General features: G+C 59.3%; 27 protein-coding genes, 1 tRNA gene, 2 pseudogenes and 1 riboswitch. Of the genes and pseudogenes, 10 read left to right on the forward strand and 20 right to left on the reverse strand.

Annotated elements, in window-relative coordinates; all coding sequences use genetic code 11:
• The first annotated feature begins 78 nt into the window (after window positions 1-78).
• Window positions 79-288, forward strand: coding sequence for a hypothetical protein (locus J0F90_RS05495; RefSeq protein ID WP_033641104.1), 210 nt, complete (start codon window positions 79-81; stop codon window positions 286-288).
• A gap of 412 nt (window positions 289-700) precedes the next feature.
• Window positions 701-777: transfer RNA gene (locus J0F90_RS05500), tRNA-Arg, on the forward strand.
• Between the two features lie 15 nt (window positions 778-792).
• Here J0F90_RS05500 and J0F90_RS05505 read toward each other — a convergent pair.
• Together J0F90_RS05505 and J0F90_RS05510 are read right to left on the reverse strand one after the other, a co-directional pair.
• Window positions 793-1,034 (reverse strand): annotated as a pseudogene (locus J0F90_RS05505) (tyrosine-type recombinase/integrase); the annotation flags it as partial.
• Between the two features lie 188 nt (window positions 1,035-1,222).
• Entirely contained in the window at window positions 1,223-1,534 is a 312-nt protein-coding gene (locus tag J0F90_RS05510) for a MoaF-related domain-containing protein (RefSeq protein ID WP_033641103.1), read from the reverse strand.
• A gap of 357 nt (window positions 1,535-1,891) precedes the next feature.
• Here J0F90_RS05510 and J0F90_RS05515 point away from each other — a divergent pair, with 357 nt between their 5' ends.
• The 4 genes from J0F90_RS05515 (at window position 1,892) to J0F90_RS05530 (ending at window position 6,648) form a co-directional block, all read left to right on the forward strand.
• The gene (locus tag J0F90_RS05515; RefSeq protein WP_016928795.1) at window positions 1,892-2,035 is read left to right on the forward strand and encodes a hypothetical protein; all 144 of its coding nucleotides are present in this window, start codon (window positions 1,892-1,894) and stop codon (window positions 2,033-2,035) included.
• A gap of 125 nt (window positions 2,036-2,160) precedes the next feature.
• Complete coding sequence (locus tag J0F90_RS05520; protein ID WP_033641102.1) at window positions 2,161-3,693, forward strand: glycosyltransferase family 39 protein; 1,533 nt, start codon at window positions 2,161-2,163, stop codon at window positions 3,691-3,693.
• Window positions 3,694-4,017: 324 nt separating this feature from the next.
• The gene (locus J0F90_RS05525) at window positions 4,018-4,569 is read left to right on the forward strand and encodes a flavodoxin family protein (RefSeq protein ID WP_033641101.1); all 552 of its coding nucleotides are present in this window, start codon (window positions 4,018-4,020) and stop codon (window positions 4,567-4,569) included.
• A gap of 630 nt (window positions 4,570-5,199) precedes the next feature.
• Window positions 5,200-6,648, forward strand: a complete 1,449-nt coding sequence (locus J0F90_RS05530) for a sensor domain-containing diguanylate cyclase (protein WP_033641476.1) — start codon at window positions 5,200-5,202, stop codon at window positions 6,646-6,648.
• Between the two features lie 24 nt (window positions 6,649-6,672).
• On the opposite strand, the gene J0F90_RS05535 is transcribed toward J0F90_RS05530, so the two are convergent.
• Window positions 6,673-7,152, reverse strand: a complete 480-nt coding sequence (locus tag J0F90_RS05535; protein ID WP_016928791.1) for a cold-shock protein — start codon at window positions 7,150-7,152, stop codon at window positions 6,673-6,675.
• Between the two features lie 166 nt (window positions 7,153-7,318).
• On the opposite strand from J0F90_RS05535, the gene J0F90_RS05540 reads away from it, so the two are divergent.
• A complete protein-coding gene (locus J0F90_RS05540) occupies window positions 7,319-7,828 on the forward strand; it encodes a VOC family protein (RefSeq protein ID WP_016928790.1) in 510 nt (169 codons plus the stop codon).
• 36 nt (window positions 7,829-7,864) lie between these two features.
• Here J0F90_RS05540 and J0F90_RS05545 read toward each other — a convergent pair whose 3' ends face one another.
• The 6 genes and pseudogenes from J0F90_RS05545 to J0F90_RS05570 all read right to left on the reverse strand — a co-directional run bounded on the left by J0F90_RS05545 (window position 7,865) and on the right by J0F90_RS05570 (window position 13,783).
• A complete protein-coding gene (locus J0F90_RS05545) occupies window positions 7,865-8,692 on the reverse strand; it encodes an amino acid ABC transporter ATP-binding protein (RefSeq protein ID WP_015376924.1) in 828 nt (275 codons plus the stop codon).
• 9 nt (window positions 8,693-8,701) lie between these two features.
• Entirely contained in the window at window positions 8,702-9,589 is an 888-nt protein-coding gene (locus J0F90_RS05550) for an amino acid ABC transporter permease (RefSeq protein ID WP_004940038.1), read from the reverse strand.
• 31 nt (window positions 9,590-9,620) lie between these two features.
• Window positions 9,621-10,148, reverse strand: a complete 528-nt coding sequence (locus J0F90_RS05555) for a GNAT family N-acetyltransferase (protein ID WP_015376925.1) — start codon at window positions 10,146-10,148, stop codon at window positions 9,621-9,623.
• A gap of 9 nt (window positions 10,149-10,157) precedes the next feature.
• The gene (locus J0F90_RS05560; protein WP_033641100.1) at window positions 10,158-11,078 is read right to left on the reverse strand and encodes an ABC transporter substrate-binding protein; all 921 of its coding nucleotides are present in this window, start codon (window positions 11,076-11,078) and stop codon (window positions 10,158-10,160) included.
• A pseudogene (locus J0F90_RS05565) lies at window positions 11,063-12,430 on the reverse strand (LLM class flavin-dependent oxidoreductase); the annotation flags it as partial. The gene J0F90_RS05560 and the pseudogene J0F90_RS05565, both read right to left, overlap by 16 nt.
• 189 nt (window positions 12,431-12,619) lie before the next feature.
• On the reverse strand, window positions 12,620-13,783 hold the full coding sequence (locus J0F90_RS05570) for a M20 peptidase aminoacylase family protein (protein WP_033641098.1): 1,164 nt from the start codon (window positions 13,781-13,783) through the stop codon (window positions 12,620-12,622).
• A gap of 346 nt (window positions 13,784-14,129) precedes the next feature.
• On the opposite strand from J0F90_RS05570, the gene cspE reads away from it, so the two are divergent.
• Window positions 14,130-14,339: a transcription antiterminator/RNA stability regulator CspE gene (cspE, locus tag J0F90_RS05575; RefSeq protein ID WP_004940030.1), complete on the forward strand. Its 210-nt coding sequence runs from the start codon at window positions 14,130-14,132 to the stop codon at window positions 14,337-14,339.
• Between the two features lie 57 nt (window positions 14,340-14,396).
• Here the strand turns inward: cspE and J0F90_RS05580 are convergent, their stop codons facing one another.
• The 3 genes from J0F90_RS05580 to crcB form a co-directional block, all read right to left on the reverse strand.
• Window positions 14,397-15,587, reverse strand: a complete 1,191-nt coding sequence (locus J0F90_RS05580) for a multidrug effflux MFS transporter (RefSeq protein WP_033641097.1) — start codon at window positions 15,585-15,587, stop codon at window positions 14,397-14,399.
• A 6-nt stretch (window positions 15,588-15,593) separates the two neighbouring features.
• A complete protein-coding gene (locus J0F90_RS05585; protein ID WP_016928784.1) occupies window positions 15,594-16,190 on the reverse strand; it encodes a TetR/AcrR family transcriptional regulator in 597 nt (198 codons plus the stop codon).
• Between the two features lie 289 nt (window positions 16,191-16,479).
• Window positions 16,480-16,863 carry a fluoride efflux transporter CrcB gene (crcB, locus tag J0F90_RS05590; RefSeq protein ID WP_016928782.1) on the reverse strand — a complete coding sequence of 128 codons (384 nt, stop codon included), beginning with the start codon at window positions 16,861-16,863 and terminating at the stop codon, window positions 16,480-16,482.
• Window positions 16,864-16,942: 79 nt separating this feature from the next.
• Window positions 16,943-17,005, reverse strand: a riboswitch (Fluoride riboswitch).
• Between the two features lie 83 nt (window positions 17,006-17,088).
• Between crcB and J0F90_RS05595 the strand changes: the two genes are divergently transcribed.
• Window positions 17,089-17,517: a GNAT family N-acetyltransferase gene (locus J0F90_RS05595; RefSeq protein WP_033641096.1), complete on the forward strand. Its 429-nt coding sequence runs from the start codon at window positions 17,089-17,091 to the stop codon at window positions 17,515-17,517.
• A gap of 1 nt (window position 17,518) precedes the next feature.
• On the opposite strand, the gene J0F90_RS05600 is transcribed toward J0F90_RS05595, so the two are convergent.
• Window positions 17,519-18,586: a diguanylate cyclase gene (locus J0F90_RS05600; RefSeq protein ID WP_033641095.1), complete on the reverse strand. Its 1,068-nt coding sequence runs from the start codon at window positions 18,584-18,586 to the stop codon at window positions 17,519-17,521.
• Between the two features lie 218 nt (window positions 18,587-18,804).
• Between J0F90_RS05600 and tatA the strand changes: the two genes are divergently transcribed.
• The gene (gene tatA, locus J0F90_RS05605) at window positions 18,805-19,020 is read left to right on the forward strand and encodes a Sec-independent protein translocase subunit TatA (protein WP_004940019.1); all 216 of its coding nucleotides are present in this window, start codon (window positions 18,805-18,807) and stop codon (window positions 19,018-19,020) included.
• A 93-nt stretch (window positions 19,021-19,113) separates the two neighbouring features.
• Here tatA and lipA read toward each other — a convergent pair whose 3' ends face one another.
• The 7 genes from lipA to mrdA form a co-directional block, all read right to left on the reverse strand.
• Window positions 19,114-20,079 (reverse strand): lipoyl synthase, encoded by a 966-nt coding sequence (gene lipA, locus J0F90_RS05610; RefSeq protein ID WP_004940018.1) that lies wholly within the window; start codon window positions 20,077-20,079, stop codon window positions 19,114-19,116.
• Complete coding sequence (lipB, locus tag J0F90_RS05615; protein ID WP_015376934.1) at window positions 20,072-20,740, reverse strand: lipoyl(octanoyl) transferase LipB; 669 nt, start codon at window positions 20,738-20,740, stop codon at window positions 20,072-20,074. Before lipB ends, lipA begins: the two co-directional genes overlap by 8 nt.
• A gap of 134 nt (window positions 20,741-20,874) precedes the next feature.
• Complete coding sequence (ybeD, locus tag J0F90_RS05620; RefSeq protein ID WP_004940012.1) at window positions 20,875-21,141, reverse strand: DUF493 family protein YbeD; 267 nt, start codon at window positions 21,139-21,141, stop codon at window positions 20,875-20,877.
• A 104-nt stretch (window positions 21,142-21,245) separates the two neighbouring features.
• Window positions 21,246-22,457 (reverse strand): D-alanyl-D-alanine carboxypeptidase DacA, encoded by a 1,212-nt coding sequence (gene dacA / locus J0F90_RS05625; RefSeq protein ID WP_004940010.1) that lies wholly within the window; start codon window positions 22,455-22,457, stop codon window positions 21,246-21,248.
• A 180-nt stretch (window positions 22,458-22,637) separates the two neighbouring features.
• Window positions 22,638-23,723, reverse strand: a complete 1,086-nt coding sequence (gene rlpA, locus J0F90_RS05630) for an endolytic peptidoglycan transglycosylase RlpA (protein WP_033641094.1) — start codon at window positions 23,721-23,723, stop codon at window positions 22,638-22,640.
• Between the two features lie 10 nt (window positions 23,724-23,733).
• Window positions 23,734-24,846 carry a peptidoglycan glycosyltransferase MrdB gene (gene mrdB / locus J0F90_RS05635; RefSeq protein WP_004940006.1) on the reverse strand — a complete coding sequence of 371 codons (1,113 nt, stop codon included), beginning with the start codon at window positions 24,844-24,846 and terminating at the stop codon, window positions 23,734-23,736.
• 8 nt (window positions 24,847-24,854) lie between these two features.
• On the reverse strand, window positions 24,855-26,750 hold the full coding sequence (gene mrdA / locus J0F90_RS05640; protein ID WP_016928775.1) for a peptidoglycan DD-transpeptidase MrdA: 1,896 nt from the start codon (window positions 26,748-26,750) through the stop codon (window positions 24,855-24,857).
• Window positions 26,751-26,769: the final 19 nt, after the last annotated feature.

Consider the following 26,769-nt stretch of genomic DNA (forward strand, 5'->3'; position numbering starts at 1 on the left):
ACTTCAGGATCCTCTACGCCATTTTTACCGGCATTTGCATACGCTGGGGCCATACACAGGGTGAAAGAGAACAGGATCATGAGAACGATAACCCGGCTTTATCCGTTGCATCACCAGCCTGGCGAGCAACCGGCGCAGCCCAAACATGTGGGGGAGACGGTGTTCGATTCTTCGCTGCACCCGGCGGACGGCGCGCAGCTGACGGAGTTGCATCAGCTCGGCCGGCGCGAAGCGGCGCCGTCGTGGCGGGTACGCCTGAGCGCGCTGTGGCGGAAGCTGTGCCCATGAACGGCTGCGTATGGGTAGGCTGCACGCTATGGCTGCTTTGGGCGCCGTGGAGCCAGGCTTCTTTAAACAGCGCGCGCCCTGACGTCGCATTGGGGGAAAGACTCACGGCGACTTGCAACACACGGGTGATTGAGCATGCCGATTGGGGGGACATTGCTGCAGTGGTGCAGTCTACGCGCCTTTGTCTGCGGCGGGGCGGTGGGCGGCAAGAGGCTGAGCGCACGCCGATTTACGTAGGCGTTGGCCTGGTTCAGCATAACGGCGCCGGTTGACGAGAACCCTCGCCGCGCGGGCGCTGGCGGAAAAAACGCCATAAAGCACGGCCGCCGTCGTAACGTCATGAAAAGGCATTGACTCGCTAACCTCTGACCGTATAATCCCAACCCGCAGCCGCAGGTTGCCGCATCTCAATGCGCCCTTAGCTCAGTTGGATAGAGCAACGGCCTTCTAAGCCGTAGGTCATAGGTTCGAATCCTATAGGGCGTGCCATTAAGTATCAATGAGTTAGGCCTTTCGTCCCGTCTTTCCAATTTCATCATGAGACATATTTGGGACTAAACCTCCGAAAATCGCATCAATTTGCCTCGCATGCTCAGTGAGATGGTTAGGAGCAAGGTGAGCGTATCGCTGAACCATTTCTATGCTCTCCCAGCCGCCCATTTCGTGCAGTGCCGAAAGCGGGGCGCTGCCTGAACCAACCAGCTTGCCCACGTATGCCGCAGATCGTGAAAGCGGAAATCAGTTATCTACATGTTGAAGAAATGCCCCAACTCTGGGGATTATCCTGACGGCTTGATTTAAAAAACGGCTGCGGCCGTTTTTTGCGTCATGTGGGAGCGATATGAGAAAGTCATAAAAATGGTCACGCTAAAGGATAGGCTATTTGATAGAGCGGCAATTATTATGCGTAAAGGATTAAAGGCGCTGAAGTAAATTAAAGAATTTTCCCTTCCATCACGTAAAAATCTCCACTCATCGTTGTGTAGTAAGCATAAGAAATGTTTTTTTCGAAATTATCGCAGTGAACAACGGTATTTTTATCGGACTCTTGCCAGGAAATCATGAAATAGCCGTCAGCCAATGAACGCCACTGGAAAGGCACATTCATAATGGTTCCGCGAAGTTCTCCGTTTAGAAACTCAACGGTAATGGTGTTTTCACTGGCATGGTAGGCGTTTTTAACTTCGAGACCATTGTCCATCTTGATGGTAAAAGATTGACCGGCATAAGGAAATTTTACAGCCATTGTCGCAACTCCTTTAATGTGTCGTATCTGAAAAGCGGCGGTGAAGCACGCTGCTATCCCGAATCACTCGTGCCTAAGACGGGAGTGAGGTCAGCCAGCTGAGCGTTAAGCGGCTGGATAGGGCCATAGTAGAGAGGGCGCATCGGTGGAAAAAGGGACCGGCGGGCAATTCACTTTTCTCTTTTTGTTCATAAAGAGGACGGGCGGCTGGTTACTGTTCACTGCGGGGACAGTGGGGGTTTAAGTGACGGGTCTTTGCCAGGCACCGAACGCGGTCACAGGAAACGGCAAGCGGCATTGAACCTTCGTTTAGTTTGTCGCGCTACAATAGGCGAAAATTTCCCCATGGAGCCTATCGTGCGCAAATCCAGATTCCTGCTCGTGACCTTGCTGTGCCTGTGCGCCGCTGCCGTGCTGTACGTTATGGCATATCGGGCACTGGGGCATTACCTCAGCGACGGCGAGAAGGCCTACCCGGATATCAGCGTTGAAATTCGCTGAGGGCCGTGCGGCCTGAAGGGGACTGCGCCGATTTTTTCGCACTGATTTACCCGCCATTTACCCGCCGTCGGCAATGATGACGCTGCGTCTCCACATTGTGTGGTTCTTTTGGGCGGAATGCGGTTATGTCACTGCAGCAGGTATCGAATGTTTCTTTGAGCAACAACGGCTTAAAGGGCATCGGTTACAAACATTATGCGTTGGCGATCGTGGCGTTTTCGGCGCTCGTACGGTCTATTTCCTTAACGGACAGGTATTTTTGGTGCGATGAAGCCTCCAGCGTGCTGACCAGCCGTTACGATGTGGGCGCTTTGCTCTATCACGCTTCCTTCGATGTTCACCCGCCGTTTTATTACCTGCTGCTGCATGGCTGGATGGCGCTGTTTGGCGACGGCATTCTGGCGGCTCGCTCGCTGAGTCTGGTGTTCGGCGTGATGACGGTGGCGCTGGCGATGCGCTTTACCCGTTGGCTGGCCAATGAGCGGGCGGCGCTGATCGCGGGATGGCTGATGGCGATCATGCCGATGGCGGTGCGCTACAGCCAGGAGGCGCGCATGTATGCGCTGATGGGGCTGCTGGCGATCGCCGCCGCCATGGCGTTGGCGAAGTGGCTGAAAACGCCGGATAACCGCCGTTATCTGGCGCTGTATGCGTTAGTGATGACGCTAAGCTTTTATACCCATTACTTCACGATTTTCACGCTGATCGCTCACTGGATGGTGCTGCTGGCGCTGTCGTGCCGCCGCGAAGGCGAACGTTACATCAAACGGCCGGCGTGGTGGTTGGCCAATGCGGCGATCGGGATGGCCTACATTCCCTGGCTGCTGGCGCTGTTCAATCTGCTGGCGCATATCGCCGAACTGCGGGTCGGCGGCGACGTCGGTTGGATCCCTCGGGTTGCCTGGGGCGATCTGCCGGCGATGTATTGGCGTTTTCTCACTGGGCATGATGGCAGCAACTATCCCATGGCCATTCTCTGGCTGTTGCCGGCGCTGTTTGTCGCGTTGTGTTCATTGCTGCTGTGGCGGCGGGAGACGCCGAGAACATTCTCTCTGTTGTTGCTTGGCGGGATTCTGATACCGGTGACGCTGGTATTCGCCATTTCCTGGCGCTCGCCGCTGTTTGTCGATCGCTACCTCTATTCGGCCGCGCTCGGCATCCCGTTGGTGTTGGGCGTGCTGATCGCAGGAACGAAAAGCCGAGTGCGCGGGATCTCTTTGCTGCTGTTCTTCAGTTTGTTGTTCGGTTGCGGTGTGCGTAACGATTACCCGGTCGAGAAAGATGAGTTCAAGGTGATGGTGCACTACATCAACAGCCACTATCAGCTCAACGATGCGGTGGTGGTCAGCAACATGTTCAACTACCTGAGTTATGTGTATTACAACAAGAAGGGCTATCGCGCCTTGCTGTATACCCCGGCCAGGCCCAACGGCATCTCGGGTAAGCCCAATGCCTATGGTTTCGGTACCTTTTTCCACGATCGGGCGGCGCAAACCTACGTCGATAAGCTCAGCGCCTTATCGAAAGGCCATCGCCGGATTTGGCTGGTCAGCGGCGGCGATTTCAACCAGGACTTCGGCCGTTCGCCGCCGGGTTGGGTCAACACCGCTACCTTCAAGAGCGGCGGTTTTGAGTCGCGCCTGTTCGTGGTGCGTTGAGCAAAATGTCATATTTCCCATTCGGCGTTACATCTGGCCGAGCAAACTTACGCGGGGATGACAGTTCTATACATTGAGATTGGTACTGTAGCTCTACCCGATGATGTTGTGTGTTATCCATTCCCTGTAGTGTATTACCCCATCCCTGTTAAGTTTATCCCGCCTTGTGCGGGATTTTTTTTATCTGCGCATGCCTGGCGGGGTAACGCGATTTTTTTGAATAACACCGTCAGTTTTATTCGGTATTCAGTCGCTGCGCGCTTGATTAGATTGAACGCGAGAGGGGCGCCGTCGGCGCCTTTGTGCAATGAGTGGAGAATTTCTATGGCGAAGACAGTAGTGGTGTTTCATTCCGGCTACGGCCATACCGAGCGTTTGGCGAACGTGGTGGCGGAAGGCGCCGGGGCGGAATTGATCGCCATCGATCAGAACGGCGATATCAGCGACGAAGCCTGGCAGACGCTGGATGAGGCGGACGCCATCATCTTTGGCTCGCCGACCTATATGGGCGGCCCATCCTGGCAGTTCAAGAAATTCGCCGACGCCAGCTCCAAAGCCTGGTTCGGCCGCAAGTGGCAAGACAAAGTGTTCGGCGGCTTTACCAACAGCGCCAGCCTGAACGGCGACAAGCAGGTGACGCTGATCGCGCTGCAGACGCTGGCTTCGCAACATGGCGGCCTGTGGGTCAGCCTGGGGCTGCTGCCGGCCAACACCAAATCGGCGCAGCGCACCGACGTCAATAACCTGGGCGGTTCGGTGGGGCTGCTGGTGCAGACTCCGGCGGATGCCGGCGTGGATGAGATGCTGTCGGGCGATCTGGCGACCGCCAAGCTCTATGGTCAGCGCGTAGCGGGCTTTGCCGCCAAACTGGCGTAAGACCTATCGCGTAGATGGGACGGTGACGCGGTTGAACGGATGCCGCGTTCATTTTCTCTGCACAATTGGCGTGTAATCTGCGAAATGTTATTAGCCTGCTTGGGCTAACACTGCATTTCGTACAAATATTCCCGGTTCCTAGGCCGGGTTTTTTGTTGCTAAGGTCTGCTTAAGCTTTCGCCGCTATACTGCGCGTCAGCATGGCCATGCAATGCATGGCCGTGTCGTAACTGTCGATTTGCTGTTGTTCAAGCAAGCCCGCTTCATGCGGGCTTTTTTTGGGTTGTTATTGCACAGGCGGCCCAGTTGCAGGAAAATAATCGCGCAGTGATTCAAACATCATTTAATGACCAATAACCATAAACTTATTAATGTAATTAACGCCGTCGGCGGCCTATTACGCCATGCGCTATGCTGACAGCAGAGTAGGTATTATTTGCTGACGCTATGCGGGGGGTTCCCGCCGCGGCCGCCTCAGGCTAAGAAAAGTCTGTTAATTAAATGTTAATGTTTTTTATTATTGATTTGTCTGGCTTTTTTGGTTGAAATTCGGATTGACTATCCCTCACTGGCCGGGCGAGCGAGTATGCACATTATTATTCTGGTTATTAGCAAAATATGGGCGAGGCGATGAACGCCAGAATAAACGCCAGGCATGGCCTGCCGCTAACGGTTCAGCTGATCAATCTTTTCATGCTGGCCTTTTTACTTTCCCTGGTGGGTATTCTTAGCCGGCCAATTGGCTCGCTTTCCTTATTTTGGCCGGTAAATGCGATTCTGCTCGGTCTGCTGCTGCGCAAACCCATTTACGCCACGCCGCTCGGCTGGCTTACCACCTATCTGGGCATGATAGTCGCCGATCTCATTACCGGCGAAGGCTGGTCCCTGGCGCTGTGGCTGAACGCCTGCAACATGTCGCTGATCGCCGTCGGTTACGGCATCATGCTGATGCTGCCCCAGTCGCAACGGCGCATGGGCAAACCCCAGGCGATACTCTATATGTTCAGCGCCAGTCTGGCCGGTGCGGCGGTGGCGTCGACGCTGTCGGTGCTGCGCAACGACAGCCTGTACAACAACACGGTGGTGGTCGCGTGGCTGGCCTGGTTCAGCGAGCAGTTCTCGACGACCTTGCTGCTGTTGCCGGTGCTGATGGCGGCACCGCGGCTGAAGCAGCTGTTGCGCATGCAGGTGCGTTGGCGTTTGAAAGGCTGTCTGCCGCTGCTGGCGCTGCTGCTGTCGCTGGTGTTCAGCGTCTATATCGGCGGGCCGGGTGCTATCGCCTTCCCGATCCCGGCGCTGCTGTGGTGCGCGGTGCGCTACCAGCTGTTCCCCGTGACGTTGCTGACGCTATTGACCGGCATGACCGAGATCAGCAGCATTTCCGCCAACCTGATGCTGTATGAAACGCCGAACAACCACAACGCCTTCCTCGATACGCTGATGTCCGCCCGACTGGGCATCGCCATGCTGGTGATGGGGCCGCTGATCCTCGCCAGCTCTATCGCCGCCAACCGCAAGCTGATGCGGCGTCTGGAGCACAGCGCCAACCACGATTTTTTGACCGGCGTGCTGGCGCGCAGCGCGATGACGCGTAAAGCGGGCGAGCTGCTGGAGCATAAACATCGCTCCAAAGAGGCGGTATCGCTGTTGCTGATCGACATTGATCATTTCAAGCAGATCAACGATACGCACGGCCACAGCGCCGGCGATCAGGTCTTGGCGTCGTTCGCGCACATCGTGCGGCGCGAGCTGCGGCACGATCAGCTGTTCGGCCGCCTGGGCGGGGAAGAGTTCGCCATCATGCTGCCGCGCGCGCTGGCGGCGCAGGGCGTGGCGTTGGGGGAACATTTGCGCCGGCTGGTGGAGCAGACGGCGCTGCAGGTGGAAGGCAAGCAGACGTTGAAAATCACCATCAGCGTCGGCGTCGCCAGCCTGGCGATGAACGAAGTGAAATCGCTGGAGCAACTGATGAACATGGCGGATATCGCGTTGTATCGCGCCAAATCGCAGGGGCGCAATCGGGTGGAGTCGTTCAACGTGGTGAACGGCAACAGCGTCGAGCATATCCTGTTCCGTTAGGGCTCGACGCCGGGCAATCGTTGCTTACAGGCTTTTCAGCGCCTTGATGGTTTCATCCATGTCGATCTCGTGCTCGGAGAAGGTATGGGTGGTGTTCTGGAAAGTGGTGATGGTCAGCATGCGCAGCGTTTGCATGGCCTGTGCCTGCTCTTCTGACTGCGGGCGAATGCGATTCATCAGCAGGCCGACCGACAGCACGGTGTTCTCTTTATCCACATCGGCTTTGACCGGCACTTCCTTGGTGAAGGTATTGAAAGACTTGATGCTGGTGATCTTGATTCTTTCATTGGCGATGATGATGTATTTGCTGGGCGCCAACACTTTGACCGCATAAGCCGACGGACCTTTGGTGTTATTGGTCGGCTCGAAGGTCACCGCCGCGTTTTTCTTAATCAGCTCCGGATTCTGCACTTTAATCACGTGAAAATAACGATTTTCTCCGTTCTCGTCGGTAATAAAGCCGAAGCCTTTGTCTTCAAAAAAAGTCGTTATCTTGCCGTTCATCGCTATTCTCACAAAAGGGATCAATACAGCGCTTATGATAGCGCGGAATGCCTTGCAGCGACAGATTGCGCGGGCGGCATTTAGTCATGCGATAACGGCATTTAGCGGCTTTCCCCCCACATGCTATGTTCATGCTGACTTCATTCAATGCGAAAAAGGAATATCGATGGGCATCAAACGTCTCAATCACGCCGTGCTGTATGTCAGCGACGTGCGGCAGAGCGCCGACTTTTATCATCAGGTCTTGGGCTTCAAGCTGAAGCCGTCCGACAGCCCCGACCGGGCGGTATTTACCCAGGCCGCCGATTCGGACAACGATCACGATTTGGCGCTGTTCAGCAAGAATCTGGGCCAGCAGCGCGCCGGGGTGTTTCGCGCCAACAACGAGCCGCCGGCAGAGCATGAGCCACCGGCCGGGCTGTACCATCTGGCCTGGGAAGTGGACAGTCTGGAAGAGCTGGAGCGCATTCGTCACCAGCTGGCCGAACGCGGCATTCTCGGGCTGGAAGAGGATCACGGCGTACACAAAAGCATTTATGGCCACGATCCGGACGGACTGCTGTTCGAGGTGACCTGGTTTATTCCGCCGGCGCTGCTGACCGAAGAGGATAAAAACCGGCAGGGAATTCGCCCGCTGGATTTCGCCGCCGAGAAGCGGCGTTTCGCCGGCCTGTAAGCGGATCAGGTGCGGGGCGCCGCGGCGCCCCGACGATCACAGCACTTTGTTGAGGAAGTTAACGGTGCGCGGGTGCTGCGGCTGAGCCAGCACCTGCCTGGCGTCGCCCTGCTCGACGATCTGCCCGTCGACCATAAACACCACCCGATCCGCCGCTTCGCGCGCAAAGCCGATTTCATGCGTCACCACCACCAGCGTGACGCCCAGATCCGCCAACCCTTTAATCACGTCCAGCACTTCGCCGACCAGCTCGGGATCGAGCGCGGAGGTCGGCTCATCGAACAGGATCACCTTCGGGTTCAGCGCCAGCGCCCGCGCGATGGCGATGCGCTGCTGCTGGCCACCGGAGAGGTGGCGCGGGTAGGCATCCGCCTTGTGGCGCAGCCCGACGGTATCCAGCAGTTCATAGGCCACCGCCTTCGCCCGTTCGCGGGAGTGAATTTTGTGCACCACCGGCGCTTCGATGATGTTTTCCAGCACCGTCAGGTGCGGGAACAGGTTGAAGTTTTGGAACACGTAGCCGACGTTGATGCGCTGCCGGAGAATGGCCTTTTCCTTCAGCTCGTACAGCCGGTTGCCCTTGCGGCGGTAACCGACGTAGTCGCCGTCGATGCGGATAAAGCCTTCGTCCACGCGCTCCAGATGGTTGATCGCCCGCAGCAGCGTCGATTTGCCGGAGCCGGAAGGCCCGAGGATCACGGTTACGGTGCCCGGCTGCAGCGTCAGGCTGACGTCGTCCAGCGCCTTGTGTTTGCCGAAAAACTTGCTGACGTTGCTGATTTCGATCAGGCCGCGCGCCGGCACCGGGGTGAGATTGCGCGCCGGCTGTTCGGGCAAGGCGTAATAATCAATGGCTTCAGACATGCGGGTCTCCTAACGTTTTAGCCAGCCGGCCAGTTTCTGCCAGGGCGTCGGCGGCAGTTCGCGCACCGCGCCCCGAGCAAAATAGCGCTCGATGTAGTATTGGATCACCGACAGCGCGGTGGTGATGAACAGATACCAGACGGTGGCGACCATCAGCAGCGGTATCACCTGCTGAGTGCGGTTATAGATCACCTGGATGGTGTAAAACAGCTCCGGCAGCGCCAGCACGTAAACGATCGAGGTGCCTTTCGCCAGGCTGATGATCTCGTTGAAGCCGGTCGGAATAATGGAGCGCAGCGCCTGCGGCAGAATAATGCGGAAGGTGCGGCGATAGCCCGGCAGGCCCAGCGCCGCCGCCGCCTCGTGCTGGCCGTAATCCACGCCCAGAATGCCGCCGCGGATGATCTCGGCGGTGTAGGCGGACTGCACCAGCGTCAGGCCCAGCACCGCCACGGCGAACTGGCCGAGGATGTCGATGGTCGGGTAACTGGCGAACACCACCGAGGTAAAGGGAATGCCCAGCGAGATGGCGTCGTACAGATAGGAAAAGTTATACAGGATGATCAGCACCAGGATCAGCGGCAGCGAGCGAAACAGCCAGATATACCCCCAGGCCAGCGACGCCAACAGGTAAGAGCGCGACAGCCGCGCCAGCGCCAGCAGGGTGCCGAACAGGATGCTGAACAACGTGCCGAGCAGCGTCAGCAGCAGGGTCTGTCCCAGCCCCGCCAGCACCGCCGGGGCGAAGAACCACTCGGCGAACACGCCCCATTCCCAGCGCGCGTTGCCCGCCACCGATTGCACGATGGCGGCCAGAATAAACAGCGAGAACAGGGCGCCGATCAGCCGCAGCGGATAGCGGGCGGGCACCACTTTCAAGACTTCTTGTTTGGACATGTCATGTCTCCTGACTACAGATAAAGGGGGTTTAGGCGATTTTCCTTTCCGACGCGCAACAACACGCGTCCTCTGCAATCAGGCTTTTGCGGAACGGCAGGCGGCCATCGTAGGGCGGACGGCTGTAAACCTCGCTGTCAACGGTGGGATCGAACTGCGGCTGGTAACCGTTGCTCAGGTACAGGCCCACCGCTTCTGGCTGGCGAAAGCCGGTGGTCAGGTAGAGCCGGCGATACCCCTGCGCCAGCGCCAGCGTTTCCAACTGCTGCAATACCCGTTGCGCCAGGCCCTGGCGGCGCAGATCGCCCCGGGTCCAGATGCGCTTCAGCTCGGCGGTTTGCGCGTCATAGCGTTTGAAGGCGCCCATGGCGATCGGCGCACCGGCGCGCAGCAGCACGATGAAGGCGCCCTGCGGCGGCGCGTACAGGTCCAGCGGTTCCGGTTCCTGGTCACCAAAATAGTCGCCGTAACGCTGGCGATATTCGCCGAACAGCCCCTCGATCACCGGGGCGATCAGCGGATCGGTCGGCAGCGTCTGAATGAAAGTGTCTTGCGTCATCGCGCGCTCCTAATCGCCCAGGCCGGGCGGGTTGATTTCCGACTGCGCAAGGCGTTCGACGCTCTCGCCCCAGCGGTTGAGCACCTGATCGTACTGTCCGCCGCGGATCGCGCCGTTCAGCGCTTCATTCACCGCCTGCACCAGCCCGTTGCCTTTACGGGTGGTGACGGCGATGTGCGCCGCCTTGGGCCAGCCGCCTTCCACCGTGCCCGCCAGCCGGGTACGGCCGTTCAACGCCGCCTTATAGGCGCCCAGCACGTTCGGCCCGAAGTAGGCATCGGCCCGGCCGGACTGGATCGCCAGCGTGGCGGCCGCATCGTCGGTCACGTAGATCGGCTGGAAGGGTTTGAGCCCCTGTTGCCGATTCTGTTTGTCCCACGCCAGCAAAATTGCTTCCTGATTGGTGCCGGAGCCGACGATGATCTTTAATCCGGCGATATCGGCAGGCTGTTTGATCGTTGCGATCTTGCCGCCGGTTTTGACGTAAAAGCCGAGCGAGTCGATGCGGTAGGTGGCGAAGTCGAAGCGGGTTTTGCGTTCTTTGGTCACGGTGACGTTGGTGATGGCCGCGTCATACTTGCCGGAAACTACCCCCAGCGGCCAGTCTTCCCACGAGGTTTGCACTACGTTTAGCTCCAGGCCCAGGCTGTCGGCCACCAGTTGCGCGATATCCACTTCACTGCCGATCAGTCGCCGGTTGTCGGCGGCGAACAGCGCCAGCGGCGGCGTGTTGAGCGCGGCGATTGCAACGGTGAATTGGCCCGGCTTCACGAAGTGGAAATCGGCCGGCAATTTGGCGATCGCCTGCGGGTTTTTCGGCGCGTGGATCGGGGTTTCATTGGCCTGTAAATCGATGCCGGTGTCCGCCTGCGCGGCGCCGGTCAGGCTCAGCAAGGCCGCCACGAGGGCGGCGGTAACGGTTTTTTGCATAGCGGGTATCCCTGACAGCGTTCTTATTATTGAGTGAATCTGTTCAACGGGCGCGTCAGGCCCAGGTGCTCGCGCAGCGTGTCGCCATGGTACGCCCGGCGGAACAGGCCACGTTGTTGCAGGATGGGCACCACCCGATCGACGAAGTGGCCGAAGGCGTTGGGCGTGCCGCCGCTGATGATGAAGCCGTCGGCGGCTGCGCCGTCGAACCAGCGTTGCAGGCCGTCCGCCACCGCTTCCGGCGTGCCGCTGAACACCGGGCGCGGCGAAGCGGCTTCCAGCGCCATCTGGCGCAGCGTGAGGTTCCGCTCGCGGGCATTGCGCTTGATGGCGTCGGTGGTGCTGCGGAAGCTGTTTTGCCCCAGATCGCCGATGTCCGGGAAGGGGGCGTCCAATGGGTGGCGGGAAAAGTCGTAATGTTCGAAGTAGCGGCCAAGATAGTTGAGGGCGTTCTCGATGCTGACCAGGCGGGCGGTCTCCTGGTATTGGCGCTCGACGTCCGCGTCGTCGTCGCCGACGATCACGCTGACGCCCTGGAAGATGCGCAGGTCGTCCGGCTCGCGCCCCTGTTCCACCAGTTGCCGCTTCACGTCCTGATAAAAATCCTGCGCCTGCTCCAGCGTGTCGTGATGGGTGAAGATCGCATCGGCGTGTTGGGCCGCCAGCCGTTTTCCGTCTTCAGAGGCGCCGGCCTGGAACAGGATCGGGCGGCCCTGCGGCGTGCGGCCGATGTTCAACGGCCCCTGCACCGAGAAGAACTCCCCCTGGTGATTGAGGGTGTGCAGCTTCCCGGCTCTGAAAAATTCGCCGCTGGCTTTATTGCGCACGAAGGCATCGTCTTCCCAGGAGTCCCACAGCCCTTTGGCGACGTCGAGAAACTCACCGGCAATGCGGTAACGCAGGCTGTGTTCTGGGTGTTCTTTGCGCGAGAAGTTTTTGGCCGAGCCTTCCAGCGGCGACGTCACCACGTTCCAGCCGGCTCGGCCGTTGCTCAGGTGGTCGAGGCTGGCGAACTGACGGGCGACGGTGAACGGATCGCTGTAAGAGGTGGAAAGGGTGCCCACCAGGCCGATTTTATCGGTGGCGGCGGACAGCGCGGCCAGCAGGGTGAGCGGTTCGAAACGATTAAGAAAATGGGGAATGGACTTTTCGTTGATATATAACCCATCGGCGACAAACACGAAATCGAATTTCCCCTGTTCGGCTTTTTTCGCCGAGGCGATATTAAATTCGAGGTTGATGCTGGCGTCAGCGGTGGCATCCGGGTGGCGCCAGGCGGACATATTTCCCGATGCGCCGTGCAGAATGGCGCCCAGCCGTAATTGCCGTTGATTATTCGCGTTGTCGCTCATCGTGATTATCCTGTCATGCGCCGCAAAGGCGCGCGGTGTCTGATGTGTCCACTATTGATGAGCGGCAACGGGATGTAAAACAACAAAACAGCATATTCAAATGTTGAAAACTGCAAATATCACGGCGAGCGAAAATAATAATCCCCGGCGCGGCATCTGCGGCGTCGGGGAAATACTATTTCACGTTATTCAGGCGTTGCTGAGGGCTTTTTCTGGCGCGGTAGTGAGCTGTTGCAGCGTGCGTTCCGCCAGCAGTGTGAAATATTGTGCGGCGGGGAACAGGGCGCGTTCATCGGGGTTGAAACGCGGATGATGCAGGCCGAATTCGCTGGCGGAGCCGATGCTGACGAAGACGCCCGGCACATGATGCAGATACAGCGCGAAATCTTCACCCCCCATTTGCAGCTCCGCCTCTTCGACCCGGTAGCCGGCCTCGGCGGCGACGGTTTTGCTGAACGCCGCCCAATGGGCGTCGTTGATCACCGCCGGCGGCCCCGGCTGCCAGTGGAGTTCGGCCTGCGCGCCCAGCGCGGCGGCAACGCCGTCGATCACCTGGCGAATTTTATCCGGCACCTGGCGGCGCACCGCGTCGCTGTGGGTGCGCACCGTGCCTTCAAGCTCGACGGTTTGCGGCAGCACGTTCCAGGTATTGCCGCCTTCGATGCGCGTCACGCTCACCACCAGCGATTCCAGCGAGCTGAAGCTGCGGCTGGGCAGCGTCTGCAGCGCGCCGACGATCTGGCTGGCGGTGACGATGGTATCGACGCCCTGTTCCGGTTTGGCGGCGTGGGCGCCTTTGCCGGTGATGCTGATCTGGAAGCGATCGACGTTGGCATAGAACGGCCCGGCGCGGGTGGCGAAGGTGCCGGTGGGCAGCTCCGGCGCGTTATGCAGGCCAAATACCGCCGCGACGTTATCCAGCGCGCCGGCGTCGATCAGGTGCCGGGCGCCGTTGAAGGTCTCTTCCGCCGGTTGGAAGAAGATGCGCACCGTGCCGGGCAGCTCGGCCTCACGCGCTTTGAGCAGGTGCGCGGCGCCGAGCATCACCGAGGTGTGAAAGTCGTGGCCGCAGGCGTGCATCACGCCGCTGTTTTGCGAGCTGAAGGGCACGTCGGCGATTTCGTCGATCGGCAGGGCGTCAATGTCGCCGCGCAGGGCGATGATCGGCCCCTTGCCGCTGCCGATCTCCGCCACGACGCCGGTTTTCAGCGCCAACGGCAGAATACGAATGCCCGCCTCTTGCAGCCAGCGGGTCAGCCGGGCGGTGGTGGCGAATTCGTGATTGGAAAGCTCCGGGTTTTGGTGCAGCTCACGCCGATAGGCGATGATCTTTTCTGCCAACTGGCTGGTCATAGGCTTGGCTCACAGTGGGAAATAAACCCTAACCCTAGTGCAGGGGGCGCAGAAGCAAAAAGACCATCTGGTTATATTTCATAGCGATTGCGTCTGCATGGGGGCGTCAACGCTGGGGTCAGCGGGCGGGTTTGGGCGTTCGCGCGTTGTTCGCCGGCGCAGGGAGAGGATTGGCCTGGAACGGTAACGTATCGCAACCGGTGCAATGCATTTACACCGGGCAACACGGATTTTTTCACTCTTTATCGGATTTCTGTGATCGCGGTGGTGGACAAAATCCTGCCTGCTTGCTGTACTGTAATCGACACAGGTTTTGTGTCTTTCATTCACGTTAAAGGTAAGTTTGATGTCTAAGATTAAAGGTAGCGTTAAGTGGTTTAATGAATCCAAAGGCTTCGGTTTCATTACTCCGGAAGATGGTAGCAAGGACGTTTTCGTTCACTTTTCTGCCATCGTTAGCAATGGTTTCAAAACGCTTGCTGAAGGCCAGCGTGTAGAGTTTGAAATCACGAACGGTGCCAAAGGCCCATCTGCCGCTAACGTTACTGCTATCTAAGCTGCGTAGCTGAATTTCTTAAAACCCGCTCATTGAGCGGGTTTTTTATTGGGCGCGTTATGCGTCGCTGCGGCGGGCCAACAGGCTGAACAGCAGGATGGCGATGGCGTAACAGCCGACGATGGTCAGCGCCATCGACAGGCCCGAAGTGCCGCCCAGCCCGGTGAGCGGCACGGCGCAGGCGCCAAGGGCGAACATGCACACGCCGATCAAGGCCGAGGCGCTGCCCGCTTTGTCCCCCTGGCTTTGCATCGCCAGTGAAGAGGCGGTCGGGCCGACGATGCCGATCACCGCCACCGAGAAGAACAGCGGCACCAGCAACACGGCCAGCGGCGCATGCAGCGCGGCGGCCAACAGCAACAACAACGACGCGACGGCCGCCAGCGTTAACCCGCCCCTCAATACCCGGCGTTCCCCCCAACGTGAACTGAGACGGCTGGCCAGCTGCGCCGCAATGATCAGCCCGACGCCGTTAATGGCGAAGCACAGGCTGAACATCTGCGGGCTGAGGCCGTAGATCTGCTGCAAGACGAAAGGTGAAGCGCCGATATAGGCGAACATGCCGGCCATCACGAAGCCCTGTGTCAGGCACAGGCCCATGAAATAGCGCTGGGTCAGCAACCCGCCGAGCGACATCAGCATCGCCAGGATACCGCCCTGGCTGCGGCGCTCGACCGGCAGGGATTCGCGCAGCTTCAACGCCGACAGGCTGAACAGCAGTACGGCGATGGCCGCCAGCACGCCGAAGATGCCGCGCCAGTTCATCACCTGCAGCATGACGCCGCCCAGCACCGGCGCGACGATCGGCGCCAGGCCGTTGACCAGCATCAGCAGGGCGAAGAAGCGGGTCAGTTCATGGCCGGCGTACAGATCGCGGGCAATGGCGCGGGAAATCACCGCGCCGCCGGCGCCGGCGATGCCCTGCAGCAGGCGGGCGATCAGCAGCTGGTCGATGGTGGGCGCCAGCGCGCACCACAGCGAAGCGCCGAGCAGCAGGATCAGCGACAGCAACAGCGGGCGCATACGGCCCAGCTTGTCGCTGTAAGGGCCAAAAATCAGCTGGCCGACGCCCAGGCCGAGCAGCCCGGCGGTCAGACTGAGCTGCGCGGCGGCGGTAGAGGTATTCAGCTCGCCCGCCATTTCCGGCAGGGCGGGCAGATAGAGATCGGTGCACAGCGGCCCCAGCGCGGCCAGCAGGCCAAGCACGACGGCGTACACCAGACGTTGTCTGGCTAAGTGTTTGGTCATGGGAGATTAAGATTTCCTGAACAGGTGAGAAATGGCCTGCTGATACAGATCGCGCAGCAGGGACGCATCGGCTTTTTGCGTGGTAAGGATACGGTAACCGGTGCCTTCGCTCATGACGGCGATAAACTCCACCCGCGCGGCGATCTCCTCCGCGCTGAAATGGGGATACAGCCGCTGCAGATTGTGGCACACGTGGCGAAACAGCCGCGCTTCCGCATCGCTGAGCATTTTGGCCACCACCGGGTTGCGCGTGGCCTCGGCGGTCACTTCCAGCATCAGCATGTGATCGGTTTCGCTCTCGCCCGGCTGCTGAAACAGCGTGCGCGCCGCCAACGTGCCGGCGATCAGGTTGATGTGATCGCCAAGGTTTTCCAGCCGCTGCATCTTGTTGGTGATGATGCGGTTGACGATCTCTTCGATAATCGCGTCTTTATTGGCGAAATAGCGATAGATTTGCCCGACGCTGAGCTGCGAGCCCTGGGCGATCTCCGCCATGCTGGCGGCGTGGAAGCCGTGGCGGCGAAAGCTGGTTTTCGCCGCTTCGACGATCTGATCGCGGCGAGCCTGCACTTTGGCCTGTTTACTGTCGTTGGGGGGGAGCATCTGCCCGATCCTTTGCTACGCGTGAGCCGGGTTCACATTTTTGAGTGTGAACGTTCATTCTCAATTGTAGTGTAAACGGCCGGAAAGACGCAAGATGAACGCGTGCTGCGGGGAAAAGGCGCTTATGTGAACAGGTAGGATTTGATAAAGGCGGCGACGATCAGGACGCACAGCGCAACGGCAATCGCTTCGGCGGCGGTTTTCGGCAGGCTAAACATAGCGGTTTCTCATCCAGTCAGGGGTACTGGATGAGATTATGCGCATGCAAGATTAAGGAAACATTAAGGGCTTAGCGCCCGTTGAGCCACATCACCAGCATAAAGGCCAGCAGCGTCATCGCCAGCGAGCCGGCCAGGTTGAGCAGCATGTTGGCCAGCGCCCAGCCGAAGCGGCCATCCTGCATCAGGTATACCACCTCCAGCGAAAAGGTGGAGAAGGTGGTCAGGCCGCCGCAGAACCCGGTGGTGATCAGTAATTTCCAGGTGGGATCCAGATGCGTCATGCGGGTGAAAATCGCCATCGCCAGGCCGATGATAAAACCGCCGATCAGATTGACCATCAGCGTACCGAGCGGAATGTGGGCGTTCAGCGGATTCATTTTCATGCTTACCGCCCAGCGCAAAACGCTGCCGACGCCGCCGCCGATAAATACGGCCAGTAAAGAGCTCAACATGGGGCAACTACCTTTCAATCAGAGAAATTCACGAGGCTCGGAAAGGGACAGGCGTAACGCTACGCGCCTCTCTCCGAGAGGTTACGTAGACATCATCAGCCTGTGAAGGCGGTTAGGGAGGAATGTCATCTCCAGCGTGCCGCACGGCCTTTTTCGCCGCACCCGGTGGATGTTACACCTAACGCCGCCTATTTTGTAGTATCGACACTCTGCGAGGTAAAACGGATGGAAATCAGAACGGCGCGTCTGAGCGACCGGCACGCTATCGCTGAATTAATGACGGCGCTGGATTATCCCGGCACCGAGGCGTTTCTGACGCAGCGGATGCAGCAACTGTTGGCGCATCCGGATGAGGCGCTGCTGGTGGCGGCGGACGGGGAGCAGGTGTTGGGCGTGTTGTCGTTGCATTTTCTGCCGCAGCTGGCGTTGGCCGGCGACATTGGCCGCATCAGCTATTTTTGCGTCGACGATCGGGCGCGCGGCGCGGGCGTTGGGCGGCGGCTGCTGACGGAAGGCGAGGCGCTGGCGCACCGTCGCGGCTGCGATCGGCTGGAAGTCCATTGCCACAGCCGCCGCGAGCGGGCGCATGCGTTTTACCGGCGCGAAGGCTTTGTCGAAGCGCCGAAGTATTTTGCCAAGTTATTAAGTCAGTAAGTTACTCCCCTGGCGGCGCCGCCGTTTCCAGCCGGTTGCGGCCATTCTGCTTCGCCCGATAGAGCGCGCCGTCGGCCGCTTTCAGCCAGTCAAGATAGCCGCCCAGCGCGGGGTGGTAGTCAGCGATACCGGCGCTGATCTGCAGCCGCAGCTGCGGCGCCTCCTTGAAGCTGACCGCGTCCAGCCGCTGCTGGATGCGGCGCAGAACGATTCCCGCCTGTTCAGCACTGGTGTTCGGCAGCACTGCGCCAAACTCGTCGCCGCCGTAGCGCCCGACGATATCCACGTTGCGCATGCCGATCAGCAACTCTTCCGCCAACGCCGCCAGGGCCTCATCCCCCAAAGCATGGCCGAAGGTGTCGTTGATGGTTTTGAAGCGATCGATATCCATCAGAATCAGCGTGGCGTTATCCTGGTAGCGGCGGCAACTGTCGAACTGGCGATGCAGCAGGTGCTCCCAGTGGCGGCGGTTATATAAGCCGGTCAGCCCATCGCGGGTGCTGATGCGTTGCAACTCCTGTTTCTTTTCCGCCAGTCGTTTGGCGGTGCGGTAGGTCACCAGCCCAAGCAGCGTCGGATACAGGTAGATCATCGGCAGGCACAGATAGATTTGCAGCGCCGTGCTGTGCGGGTGAAACGGGAAGCCGAGCAGCGCGGCGGTGAGCATCGCCGTGGTCAGTTGAATGGCCAATCCTTTCGCAAACAGCGCTTTGCCGGCCGAAGCGATGTTGTTCATGCTCATCATCGATAGGATGACGATGGCGGGCAGCGCGTTGAACGCCATCATCGCCGCCCAGAAGCCGCCGAAGGCGGAGTCGATCAAGAGGTTGCGGATCTCGGCTTTGAACGGTTCTTTGGCGCGGCAGGCCAGGCGATAGGCGAGATGCGGCCAGAGAAAGCCGTGAAAGGCCAGCAATAGCCAGACCGCCGTGGGCGGAGCCAAGGGGTAGAGCGCGGCGCAAACGCAGATAAAGCCGAGCCCCAGACCGGCGACGCGGGGCAGATAGGTGCGTTTGGCGAAGCTGAGGCCGGATTTTCGGGCATCGAAAATGGGTGGTGCAATATACATCCGGCATCTCCCTGATAGGCATCACGGCAGCGTAGCATGCGGGTGATAAACTAAGAATAGTCTTGGATTCACGCCGCGGGGGCGCGTGGCATTCCTGCGACGGATCTCACTCTGTTACATGTTGCGGTTGTGCGAGCCGAAGGAAAGTCGCTAAATATTCGCAGGCAAGGTCAGTTTTTCTCGCTGTTCACGCAGCGCTCTATGATAAGAAGGTGAGTATGGAAGGTATCAGCATTACCAAACTTCTGGTGATTGCGGTGTTGGTGATTTTACTGTTCGGCACCAGCAAACTGCGTACGCTCGGCGCCGATCTTGGCGCGGCGCTGAAAGGCTTTAAAAAAGCCGTGGGCGATGACAGCACGCCGCCGGCCGCCGGCAACAATGCCGCCGAAAGCCAGTCCGCTCAGCAGAGCGTCGAAAAGAAAGACGTTTAACCCCGTCTGACTGCGCGCAATAAAAAACGGATGCCTTGCGGACATCCGTTTTTTGGCGTTTCCGCCGTCTATAGCGTAACAAACTATTACGCGTTATTTCACTTCCATCCCTTTGGCCTGCAGATCGGCGTGGTAAGACGAACGCACGAACGGGCCGCAGGCGGCGTGGGTGAAGCCCATCGCCATCGCTTCTTCTTTCATCTCGTCAAACTCGGCCGGGCTGACGTAGCGCTGCACCGGCAGGTGGTGACGGCTCGGCTGCAGGTACTGACCCAGCGTCAGCATGGTCACGCCGTGGCGACGCAGATCGCGCATCACTTCAATGATTTCCGCGTTGGTTTCGCCCAAGCCAACCATCAGGCCGGATTTGGTCGGGATATCCGGGTGCGCTTCTTTAAAGCGCTCCAGCAGCTTCAACGACCACTCGTAGTTGGCGCCCGGACGCACCTGGCGGTAGACGCGCGGCACGTTTTCCAGGTTGTGGTTGAACACGTCCGGCGGCGTGGCGGTGAGGATCTCCAGCGCCCGATCCATACGGCCGCGGAAGTCCGGCACCAGCGTTTCAATTTTGATGTTCGGGCTCTTGGCGCGGATGGCCGAGATGCAGTCGGCAAAGTGTTGAGCACCGCCGTCGCGCAGGTCGTCACGGTCAACCGAGGTGATCACCACGTAACGCAGCGCCATGTCGGCGATGGTTTGCGCCAGCTTTTCCGGCTCGTTGGCGTCTGGCGCGATCGGGCGGCCGTGGGCCACGTCGCAGAACGGGCAACGACGGGTGCAGATGGCGCCGAGGATCATAAAGGTGGCGGTACCGTGGTTGAAACACTCGGACAGGTTAGGGCACGAAGCTTCCTCACAGACGGAGTGCAGACCGTTCTTGCGCATGGCGGCTTTGATGCCCTGAATGCGCGTTGAGTCGGCAGGCAGTTTGATCTTCATCCACTCGGGTTTACGCAACAGCTCCTGCCGTTCGGTGACCACCGTTTTGACCGGGATCAGCGCCATTTTGTCAGCATCGCGGTATTTGACGCCGCGTTCCATCTGAATTGGTTTACTCATAATCGTGCAGGTTCCAGTTACGAAGCTCGACCGTCTGGTAGCCGAGTAAATGAACAAATTCCTGTACCAGGATTGGGTGTATGTCTTCAATGCCAACGCCGGGCGCCAGCGCGCTGACCTGCGTCATCTGCATGCCGGCGTAACCGCAAGGGTTGATGCGTTGGAAGGGGCTGAGATCCATCGCCACATTCAGGGCCAGGCCGTGGAATGAGCTGCCTTTGCGGATCCGCAAACCCAACGAACAGATTTTCTGCTCCCCCACGTACACGCCGGGCGCATCCGGACGGGCGCGCGATGCGAGGCGGAAGTGGGCGAGGGTGTTGATAACCGTATCTTCTATCGCCGTGACCAATTGGCGTACGCCGACCTTGTTGCGCTTCAGATCGACCATCACGTACATCACCTGCTGGCCCGGCCCGTGGTAGGTCACCTGGCCGCCGCGATCGCTCTGGACAACCGGGATATCGCCGGGCATCAGCACGTGTTCGGCTTTGCCGGCCTGGCCCTGGGTGAATACCGGGTGATGCTGCACCAGCCACAGCTCGTCCGGCGTAGTCTCGGTACGACTGTCGGTGAAGTTATGCATGGCTTGGGATACAGGCGCGTAGGGCTGCAACCCCAGCTGACGCAAAATGATCTTGTCTGGTTGCAAAAGAGTCATCGTCAGGTTACAGAAGTGGTAAAGCCATTATACCGGGCGCTCCGGCTGGCGGCCAGCCTTTCGCTGACCAAAAATGCGCAACCCGGGAAGACGCTGCGCCATCCCGGGTTGATAAGCAGGGGTTTATGCTGGAATTACAGCACCATGCGAACAATTTCAATGTTGCCCAACTCTTCGTACAGGGTTTCGACCTGCTCGATGTGAGTGGCGTTGATGGTGATGGAAACCGAGTGGTAGTTGCCTTTGCTGCTCGGCTTAACCTGCGGGTTGTAATCGCCCGGCGCATGGCGCTGCACCACTTCAACTACCTGGTCAACCAGCTCAGGCTGCGCCAGGCCCATCACCTTGTAGGTAAACGAGCAAGGGAATTCGAGCAGTTCGTTCAGTTTAGTTTTTTGCATGTGCGTGCGCTCCAGAGTGCTAGCTAATCTATAAATTATAACTCCCGCCGGGGCGGGAGTTAATGTTATTCAGTATATGGGGGCAATTTCGCCCGTTTCAACCGTTAACCGAACCAGTGGTGGAACATCAGTTTGATGTAGTCCACGATGCGGCTGAAGAAACCGCCTTCTTTCACTTCGTTCATCACCACCAGCGGACGCTGGTCGATGGTTTTGCCGTCCAGCTGGAAGTTGATGCTGCCCACCACCTGGTTTTTCGCCAGCGGCGCGTGAATTTCCGGCGTGTTCAGCACATAGCTGGCCTTCAGATCTTTCATGCGGCCGCGCGGGATGGTCAGGTAGACGTCTTTATCCACGCCCAGCTCAACGCGGTCGGCATCGCCGAACCAGACCGGCTCGGAGGCGAACTCTTTACCGACTTTCAGCGGTGCCACGGTTTCGAAGAAGCGGAAGCCCCAGGTCAGCAGTTTCTTGCTCTCGGCTTCGCGGCCTTTGTAGGTGCGGCCGCCCATCACGGCGGAGATCAGACGCATCTGGCCTTCGGTCGCCGAAGCCACCAGGTTGTAACCCGCTGCGTCGGTATGACCGGTTTTGATGCCGTCGACGTTCAGGCTGTTATCCCACAGCAGACCATTGCGGTTCATCTGGCGGATATTGTTGAAGGTGAACTCTTTTTCTTTATAGATCGCATACTCTTCCGGCACGTCGCGGATCAGCGCCTGGCCGATCAGCGCCATGTCGCGCGCCGAACTGTACTGGCCCTGTGCATCCAGGCCGTGTACCGTCTGGAAGTGAGTGTTCTGCAGGCCCAGTTTGCTGACGTAGGTATTCATCAGGTTAACGAATGCGTCCTGGCTGCCGGCGACGTAGTCGGCCATCGCCACGCAGGCGTCGTTACCGGACTGCAGGTTGATGCCGCGGGTCAGTTTGGAGACCGGCACGCGATCGCCCGGCTTCAGGAACATCAGCGAGGAGCCTTTGAACACCGGGTTGCCGGTCGCCCAGGCGTCCTGGCCGACGGTCACCAGATCGTCCTGGCCGATTTTACCCGCTTTCAGCGCCTGGCCGATGACGTAGCTGGTCATCATTTTGGTCAGGCTGGCCGGATCGCGACGCGCATCGGCGTTCATCTCGGCCAGCACCTTGCCGGAGTTGTAATCAATCAGGATGTACGCTTCCGCATCGATCTGCGGGACACCTGGGATCATGGTTTTGATGTTAACGTCATCGGCGTGCGCAACGGAGGCTGCGCTCATTGCGATAACGGTGCCGAGGGCGATGCTTTTGATTAAGCGAAAAGAAGTTACTTGTTTCATGATCGGGACTACAACATCCGTGAAAGTAAAGTTAAAAAACGAGCCACACTATAGCAGATGCGATCCCGGCAGGCATTACCCATTCATCTGACTAATTGCGGTTAGTGCCCTTTTAGCTGCAAGAAAATGTTTCAGCTAAATAACCGCTTATCGGCCGTGAATGCCCGCCGGGCTTAACGCTCAGGGTGCAGCAGTAACGAAAGACTGTTGTTGCGCTTCGCTCGCCAGGCGTTGCTGCAGCTGGGCCGCCTGCTGACGGCTGCTGAACGGGCCGAGCTGAACGCGATAAACGTTGCCGTTGGCCGCTACTTTGCCCGGGACGCCAAACTGTTGGCTCAGGCTCTGTTGCCAGCTCTGGGCGCGTTCGGCGCTGCTCAGCGCGCCGACCTGCACCACGTAGCCGCCGGAAGAGGCGGCGGCAGCCGTACCGACAGCCGCTGCGCCGGCCGCGACCGGTGCGGCCACCGCTGCGACTTCAGGTTCGGAACCTTCCAGCACGCCGGCCGGTAATGCGCTTGGCGCGCCGAGGAAACCGCTGCGGCCGTTGGCGGCATTGCCGCCGGCAGCAGGGGCGCTGTTGTCGTCGGTGTGCAGGGTGCTGTTATCGATCGGGCGCACCGCCGCGCCGCTGGCGATCGGCGCCTCCTGTTGAATAGGGGTGCCCATGCCGCTGGAGCCGAGATCCGGGCGCGCCGGCAGGGCGTAGCTCTGTTTCGCCACGATGGTGCCGATGGTGCCGGGGCCGCTCAGCGTGCCATCCGGCGCCACGTTGATGAAATCGACTTTGACCTTGGTGTTGTTGGACAGGTTGAGGCGATCGGCGGCGGCTTTCGACAGATCGATGATGCGGCCCTTGGTGTATGGCCCGCGATCGTTGACGCGCACCACCAACTGACGGCCGTTGGCCAGGTTGGTGACGCGCACATAGCTTGGGATCGGCAGCGTTGGGTGCGCCGCCGTCAGGCCGTTGGGGTCAAACTGCTCGCCCAGCGCCGTGGTGTTGCCGTTGGCCTCTTCGCCATACCAGGCCGCCAGGCCGGTCTGCGAGAAGTTCTGCGGATCTTTTACGATGCGGTAAGTATCGCCATTAACCTTATAATCCTGCATGTTATTAGGGTTATAGGGTTCATATTGAGGCTCGACGCCGCCGATTTCCACCACCGGGCCGTTGTACGGCTGCGGAGGGGCTTGCTGTTCCGTGGTCGGGGCGGTACAGGCGGAGAGCAACACCGCCGCGACGCCGATCCAAAGCCATTCCTTACGCATTACTCACCTCTTATAAACTTTTAGACAGCATTTTCCGATGCGTGTGGATCGACATGATGATGCCGAAACCGGCCATCAACACTATCAGCGCCGAACCCCCGTAACTGACCAGAGGCAAAGGTACGCCAACTACCGGCAAAATGCCACTGACCATACCGATGTTAACAAACACATAAACGAACAAAATCAGCATCAAGCCGCCGACCATCACGCGGCCGAAGGTGGTTTGCGCCTTGGCGGCGATCATCAGCCCGCGAATGATCACCAGCAGGTAGAGCGCCAGCAGCACCAACACCCCGATCAGCCCCAGCTCTTCGGCCAATACGGCGAAGATAAAGTCGGTATGGCGCTCCGGCAGGAACTCCAGCTGCGACTGGGTGCCGTGCAGCCAGCCCTTGCCGGACAGGCCGCCGGAGCCGATGGCGATCTTGGATTGAATGATGTGATAACCGGCGCCGAGCGGATCGCTTTCCGGATCGAGCAGCATCATCACGCGGTCGCGTTGATAACCGTGCATCAGGAAGAACCACAGCACCGGGATAAAGGCCGCCAGCGCGACGGCGGCGACGGCGATCAGTTTCCAGCTCATGCCCGACAGGAACAGCACGAACAGGCCGGAGGCGGCGATCAGGATCGAGGTGCCGAGATCCGGCTGCGCGGCCACCAGCAGCGTCGGCAGGAAGATCAGCACCAGCGCGATGGCGGTGTTTTTCAGCGAAGGCGGGCAAACGTCACGGTTCATAAAGCGCGCCACCATCAGCGGCACGGCGATCTTGGCGATTTCCGACGGCTGGAAGCGCACCACGCCGAGATCCAGCCAGCGCTGCGCGCCTTTACTGATCTGGCCGAAGGCGTCCACCAGGATCAGCAAAATCACGCAGAAAATATACAGATAGGGCGCCCAGCTTTCGTAGACGCGCGGCGGGATTTGCGCCATGACGGCCATCACGATCAGCCCCATGACGATCTGCCCGATCTTGCGCTCCATCATGCCGATGTCCTGGCCGCTGGCGCTCCACATCACGAAGGCGCTGTAGACCAGCAGGGCCAGGATCAGCAGCAGGAACGTCGGATCGATGTGGATTTTGGTCCAGATCGAGCCTTTTTGTTGGCTTTCAGTCATGTTCTACCTTAGTCACCTTCTACGCCAGGCGGCAGCGGGGCCTCGCTTGGCAATTGCGTATTGTTGTCGCCCAGCAGAATATGGTCGAGGATCTGGCGGGTGATGGTGCCCACCGCCGGACCGGAGCCGCCGTTTTCCAGAATGATGGCGACCGACACCGTCGGGTTGTTGAACGGCGCGAAGGCGGTCATCAGCTTGTGATCGCGCAGGTGCTCCGCCAGTTTGTGGGCGTTGTAGGTTTCGTAGCCGAATACCTGTGCGGTACCCGATTTCGCCGCGGCTTTATAAGGTGCGTCCGCAAAGTACTTGCGCGCCGTCCCGTTCGGACGGTTGGCCACACCATACATGCCGTCTTTGGCGATTTCCCAGAAGCCGGAGTGAATATCGCCGATTTGCGTGCTCTCTTCCTGTTTGAACGGCACCAGCGCGCCGTTGACGCGGGTGCTCTGCAGCAGGTGCGGCGTTTTGACGGTGCCGTCGTTGATCAGGGTGTTCAGCGCTTTGGCCATCTGGATCGGCGTGGCGGTCCAGTAACCCTGGCCGATGCCCACCGGAATGGTGTCGCCCTGATACCACGGCTTTTTATAGCGTTTCAGCTTCCACTCGCGCGTCGGCATCAGGCCGGATCGTTCTTCAGACAGATCGATGCCGGTGTACTGGCCGTAACCGAATTTGGTCAGCCAGCTCGACAGCCGATCGATCCCCATGTCATAGGCGACCTGATAGAAGTAGGTATCCGCGGATTCTTCCAGCGCTTTGGTGACGTTCAGGCGGCCGTGGCCCCATTTTTTCCAGTCGCGGAAGCGTTTTTCCGAGCCGGGCAGTTGCCACCAGCCGGGATCGAACACCACGGTGTTTTTGGTGATCACCCCGGCGCTCAGCGCCGACACCGCGATGTAAGGCTTCACCGTTGACGCGGGCGGATAGACCCCCTGCGTAGCGCGGTTGATCAGTGGGCGATTCGGATCGTTCAGCAGGCCCTGATAGTCCTTGCTGGAAATGCCGTCCACGAACAGGTTCGGATCGTAACTCGGGTTGGACACCATCGCCAGGATGGCGCCGGTGCGCGGATCGCTCACCACCACCGCGGCGCGGCTGCCGACCAGCAGCTGCTCGATATAGCGCTGCAGATCAAGATCGAGCGTCAGGTAAACGTCCTGACCGGCGGAAGGCGGTTGCTCGTGCAATTGGCGGATCACCCGGCCGCGGTTGTTGACCTCGACCTCTTCATAGCCTGTTTTGCCGTGCAGCGTGTCTTCGTAATAGCGTTCGATGCCCAGCTTGCCGATATCGTGGGTGGCGGCGTAGTTGGCCAGCTTGCCGTCTTTGTCCAAACGTTCGACGTCGCGGTCGTTGATCTTCGACACATAGCCGGTGACGTGGGTGAGGGCGGAACCATAGGGGTAGTAGCGGCGTTGATAGCCTTTCACTTCCACGCCGGGGAAGCGGAACTGATTGACCGCAAAGCGGGCGACCTGCACCTCGGTTAGCGCGGTTTTCACCGGAATGGAGACGAAACGGCGTGAGCGCTTGCGCTCTTTTTCGAAATTGGCGATGTCGTCGTCGGTCAGATCGACCACCGTGCGCAGCGCCTGTAGCGTGGCTTTGAGATCGTCGACCTTCTCCGGCATCAGCTCCAGCTGATAAATGGTGCGGTTGAGCGCCAGCGGGGTGCCGTTGCGATCGTAGATAATGCCTCGGCTGGGCGCGATGGGCACCAGCTTGATGCGGTTTTCGTTGGAGCGGGTGCGGTAATCCTCGACGCGGACCACTTGCAGATTATACAGGTTGGCGATCAGGATGCCGGACAGCACCAGGATGACCAGGAACGCCACCAGGGCGCGGCGTACAAACAGGGCGGATTCAGCCGTATAGTCGCGAAAAGGGTTACGTTCTATTTTCATCCCGCTGCTTTATTTCACT

Origin of the sequence: Serratia marcescens subsp. marcescens ATCC 13880 (assembly GCF_017299535.1) — a bacterium.
In the GTDB taxonomy this organism is placed as follows: Bacteria; Pseudomonadota; Gammaproteobacteria; order Enterobacterales; family Enterobacteriaceae; genus Serratia; species Serratia marcescens.

Bases quoted from the DNA above. Each gene is read 5' to 3' on its own strand.
- J0F90_RS05495 (WP_033641104.1), top strand. From the start codon at position 79: ATGAGAACGATAACCCGGCTTTATCCGTTGCATCACCAGCCTGGCGAG.
- J0F90_RS05510 (WP_033641103.1), bottom strand. From the start codon at position 1,534: ATGGCTGTAAAATTTCCTTATGCCGGTCAATCTTTTACCATCAAGATG.
- J0F90_RS05520 (WP_033641102.1), top strand. From the start codon at position 2,161: ATGTCACTGCAGCAGGTATCGAATGTTTCTTTGAGCAACAACGGCTTA.
- J0F90_RS05525 (WP_033641101.1), top strand. From the start codon at position 4,018: ATGGCGAAGACAGTAGTGGTGTTTCATTCCGGCTACGGCCATACCGAG.
- J0F90_RS05530 (WP_033641476.1), top strand. From the start codon at position 5,200: ATGAACGCCAGAATAAACGCCAGGCATGGCCTGCCGCTAACGGTTCAG.
- J0F90_RS05535 (WP_016928791.1), bottom strand. From the start codon at position 7,152: ATGAACGGCAAGATAACGACTTTTTTTGAAGACAAAGGCTTCGGCTTT.
- J0F90_RS05540 (WP_016928790.1), top strand. From the start codon at position 7,319: ATGGGCATCAAACGTCTCAATCACGCCGTGCTGTATGTCAGCGACGTG.
- J0F90_RS05545 (WP_015376924.1), bottom strand. From the start codon at position 8,692: ATGTCTGAAGCCATTGATTATTACGCCTTGCCCGAACAGCCGGCGCGC.
- J0F90_RS05550 (WP_004940038.1), bottom strand. From the start codon at position 9,589: ATGTCCAAACAAGAAGTCTTGAAAGTGGTGCCCGCCCGCTATCCGCTG.
- J0F90_RS05555 (WP_015376925.1), bottom strand. From the start codon at position 10,148: ATGACGCAAGACACTTTCATTCAGACGCTGCCGACCGATCCGCTGATC.
- J0F90_RS05560 (WP_033641100.1), bottom strand. From the start codon at position 11,078: ATGCAAAAAACCGTTACCGCCGCCCTCGTGGCGGCCTTGCTGAGCCTG.
- J0F90_RS05570 (WP_033641098.1), bottom strand. From the start codon at position 13,783: ATGACCAGCCAGTTGGCAGAAAAGATCATCGCCTATCGGCGTGAGCTG.
- cspE (WP_004940030.1), top strand. From the start codon at position 14,130: ATGTCTAAGATTAAAGGTAGCGTTAAGTGGTTTAATGAATCCAAAGGC.
- J0F90_RS05580 (WP_033641097.1), bottom strand. From the start codon at position 15,587: ATGACCAAACACTTAGCCAGACAACGTCTGGTGTACGCCGTCGTGCTT.
- J0F90_RS05585 (WP_016928784.1), bottom strand. From the start codon at position 16,190: ATGCTCCCCCCCAACGACAGTAAACAGGCCAAAGTGCAGGCTCGCCGC.
- crcB (WP_016928782.1), bottom strand. From the start codon at position 16,863: ATGTTGAGCTCTTTACTGGCCGTATTTATCGGCGGCGGCGTCGGCAGC.
- J0F90_RS05595 (WP_033641096.1), top strand. From the start codon at position 17,089: ATGGAAATCAGAACGGCGCGTCTGAGCGACCGGCACGCTATCGCTGAA.
- J0F90_RS05600 (WP_033641095.1), bottom strand. From the start codon at position 18,586: ATGTATATTGCACCACCCATTTTCGATGCCCGAAAATCCGGCCTCAGC.
- tatA (WP_004940019.1), top strand. From the start codon at position 18,805: ATGGAAGGTATCAGCATTACCAAACTTCTGGTGATTGCGGTGTTGGTG.
- lipA (WP_004940018.1), bottom strand. From the start codon at position 20,079: ATGAGTAAACCAATTCAGATGGAACGCGGCGTCAAATACCGCGATGCT.
- lipB (WP_015376934.1), bottom strand. From the start codon at position 20,740: ATGACTCTTTTGCAACCAGACAAGATCATTTTGCGTCAGCTGGGGTTG.
- ybeD (WP_004940012.1), bottom strand. From the start codon at position 21,141: ATGCAAAAAACTAAACTGAACGAACTGCTCGAATTCCCTTGCTCGTTT.
- dacA (WP_004940010.1), bottom strand. From the start codon at position 22,457: ATGAAACAAGTAACTTCTTTTCGCTTAATCAAAAGCATCGCCCTCGGC.
- rlpA (WP_033641094.1), bottom strand. From the start codon at position 23,723: ATGCGTAAGGAATGGCTTTGGATCGGCGTCGCGGCGGTGTTGCTCTCC.
- mrdB (WP_004940006.1), bottom strand. From the start codon at position 24,846: ATGACTGAAAGCCAACAAAAAGGCTCGATCTGGACCAAAATCCACATC.
- mrdA (WP_016928775.1), bottom strand. From the start codon at position 26,750: ATGAAAATAGAACGTAACCCTTTTCGCGACTATACGGCTGAATCCGCC.